The sequence below is a fragment of the Paraburkholderia sp. genome (assembly GCF_036488505.1).
Lineage (GTDB): Bacteria > Pseudomonadota > Gammaproteobacteria > Burkholderiales > Burkholderiaceae > Paraburkholderia.
In genome coordinates this window covers 1-2,844 of sequence record NZ_DASXHN010000248.1, presented here as the reverse complement: position 1 = coordinate 2,844, position 2,844 = coordinate 1, and the positions used below count along the sequence as shown (strand labels likewise).

At 62.6% G+C, this 2,844-nt stretch carries 2 protein-coding genes and 3 pseudogenes; 1 reads left to right on the top strand and 4 read right to left on the bottom strand.

Annotated features, from left to right (window positions below; all coding sequences use genetic code 11):
* Nucleotides 1-512: pseudogene (locus tag VGH68_RS15205) on the top strand (transposase); the annotation flags it as partial.
* Nucleotides 513-514: 2 nt separating this feature from the next.
* Here the strand turns inward: VGH68_RS15205 and VGH68_RS15200 are convergent.
* The 4 genes and pseudogenes from VGH68_RS15200 to VGH68_RS15185 all read right to left on the bottom strand — a co-directional run.
* A pseudogene (locus VGH68_RS15200) lies at nt 515-1,243 on the bottom strand (alkene reductase); the annotation flags it as partial.
* A 365-nt stretch (nt 1,244-1,608) separates the two neighbouring features.
* Nucleotides 1,609-1,728: pseudogene (locus VGH68_RS15195) on the bottom strand (Lrp/AsnC family transcriptional regulator); the annotation flags it as partial.
* 227 nt (nt 1,729-1,955) lie between these two features.
* Nucleotides 1,956-2,144, bottom strand: coding sequence for a hypothetical protein (locus tag VGH68_RS15190; RefSeq protein ID WP_331604470.1), 189 nt, complete (start codon nt 2,142-2,144; stop codon nt 1,956-1,958).
* A 502-nt stretch (nt 2,145-2,646) separates the two neighbouring features.
* Nucleotides 2,647-2,844 (bottom strand): BON domain-containing protein (locus VGH68_RS15185; RefSeq protein ID WP_331604469.1); only part of this gene is annotated, 198 nt, incomplete at its 5' end.

The following is a 2,844-nucleotide window of genomic DNA, read 5'->3' as shown; positions in this document are numbered from 1 at the left end:
AAGGAGATACCGGTGGTGCTCGAACGGATCGCGGAGCGCCTGCCTGCTGTGCTGATCGATACGTTTCGCGAGCAGTGGAATGGACTGGCAAAGCTGGACGAACAAGTTGCCGAGATCGAGCGCCGGATGCGCGAGTGGAAGAAGGAGGACAAGGCGGTGAAGGCGGTTAGCGAAATTTGCGGCGTCGGATTGCTGACGGCAACGGCAGCCGTCTCAATGATGGGCGATCCGAAAGCATTCAGTTCGGGGCGGGAGTTTGCCGCATGGGTTGGCATCGTGCCGAAGCAGACCGGCTCGGGCGGAAAGGTGAACCTGCACGGGATCAGCAACAGAGGCGACACCTATTGCGCACACTGCTGATCCACGGCGCGCGTAGCGTAATAGAGCACGCAAAGGAGCCCGGCGAGTGGGTCGAGCAGATGATGAAGCGCCGGCCAAAGAATGTGGTGGTCGTTGCATTGGCGAACACCTCACCGGTCGCCGCCAGCGCGGGATTGACGATGTGCAAATAAGCCAGCCCGTATCGATTGAGCTTCTCGATGACGTAAGAAAAGGTCGCCTCGGGATCGTCGTCGTGCATGTCGTTGAAGGTGCCGAGAGGAGAGAGCCGTACGCCGACCTTTTCCGGCCCCCACACTTCGCAAACCGTTTCGATCACCTCGAACAGCAACCTGGCTCGACGCTCGCTCGATCCGCCGTATTCGTCCGTGCGGCGGTTCGTGCCGGACGACAGAAACTGGTCGAGCAGATACCCGTTCGCACCGTGCACTTCGACGCCGTCCATACCGGCAGCCTTTGCGTTGCGCGCACCCCTGAAGTATTGGCGCACGAGATACGGCATCTCTTCGATCTGCAGCGCGCGAGGCGTGACGCAGGGCGCGACGACACCTTCGCCGCGCTCGTTCTCGATGAACGCCTCCGCTTTCGGCCGGACCGCAGAGGGCGCAACGGGCAGCATTTCATCGGGCTGCAACGAGGGGTGCGATATGCGTCCGACGTGCCAGAGCTGCATGAACATCAACCCGCCCGCCTCGTGCACGGCGTGCGCCACGAGCCGCCAGCCTTCGACCTGCTCGCGACTATGGATCCCAGGCGTCCATGCATAGCCCTGTCCTTGCATCGACACCTGCGTCGCCTCGCTGATGATGAGCGCGGCCGCTGCGCGCTGCGCGTAATAGCAGGCGTTCAGCCGCGACGGTATGTTGCCTGGCCGGCTCGCGCGCGAACGCGTCAGTGGCGCCATCACGACACGATGACGCAGGTTGTGCGGTCCCACCTTTAAGGGTTCGAAGAGCTTGCGCAGCGGGAATTGCTCGTCGTGCTGCGCGGCTTCCCCGGGCGCGATTTCCGTATCAGGCATATTCGCTCCTTGCGTTTTTGACGCGGCTTGAAAAGTGCTGTCACAGACGCTTCGAAGCGCTGGCGTCAAATTACATCGACAGGATCCTGCTCTCTGGCCAGTCTAGCCATGGCCTGCGCGCGCTTCTTTCCGGTTTCTGCTCGGATGTGTCACGATCCTGCGGTCACCCGGTCCATCGCTCCATCGGGGGTCGGATGCAGCCCTGCCGTGCCCTCAGCTACTCTGCCGCTTTCGAAAGATTCACGGCCGGCATTTGCCTCGAACTTCGCCCGATGCGTCGAAAAGAATGTCCGCACATTACGGACATTCGACGAACTCTCGAAAAGCCGTCTCGCAAATTCATTGCAGGCCGGGCCCCCGAGGTCCGCAGTCCGCCGAGATAGAACAGCGCGAACAGCCATCGCGCGCGCAGATAACGCTCCCGCTCGCGAGGCGAGTCCTTCGGCAGGCTGTAGATATGGTGCTTCACTTCGTTCCACAGCGTGCGGTCGAGGCAGCGCGTGACGCGAGGCCTGGTGCGGCGGGCACGCTGGCGCGACAGCGACAACCGGTTGCCAGCCAGATAGCCGGCTTCGACGACCATGCGAACAGTGCATTAAGAATATGCGCCCATCGTGATCAGGTCCATGCCCAAGTCGGCCGCGCGCGACAGCAGCAGTTCGCCGACCGGCACATCGCGCACGCCGTCCATCCCCGCAACGGTGACCTCGGCCCCGTGGCGCGCGATAGCCGTGGCGATCCGCGCCCAAAATGCGGCTGCCGGGTGGCTCTCCTTTCGCGCCATTTACGGTGACGACGGTGATCTGCTTCACCGTCTTCAGGAGGGCGGCCTTGACCCATTGTCCCGACACGTCACCGAGCGGGAGTTTGCTTGGAAGAGCTTCTCGAGTGCGTCAGGCCGTTCAAGATGCGCTTCTCATCATTTTGAAAGTATTCGGCCGCGCCCGCATCACATAGAACGAGCGCGTGGCGGGGTGAGCACGGAGCGGAGGCCCGTCAGACGCGCGCTGAAGTGCTTCGGGAGCCGCAGGGCGATTTCGAGTCGCGGATGAACGCGCTCGCTCGCGTCGAGTTGAAAACGACGATTTTGTACGTCATCGTGGTAGCTCCCGTAGGCAGAAAGGACATAGGCGTTGCGCCCGGTTCGAATCCGGGCCACGGCAGGGCTCTTTGATGCGAACCAGCCCGGTTGAAGCTTTGCTGTATCGCGCATTCGGGTCGATACAGACCGCCGAAGCGAGCGCGATGACCGGCTGGGAGCGAACCGACCGGTCTCCAGCACCGCGTCAGTAATCAATGGTGATCCGGTTGTCGACCCGCATCACACCGGGGGCAAGCCATGCGACCCGCTCGGCCTCCTCGCGCTCGGCCCATGAGCGGACCTTGCCGCGCAGGACGACCTTATTGCCTTCGGCCTCGACCGTGATGTGCTGTGCGTCGACTTCCGCGTTGCGCTTGAACGCGTCCTCGATCTTGCGCTTGAG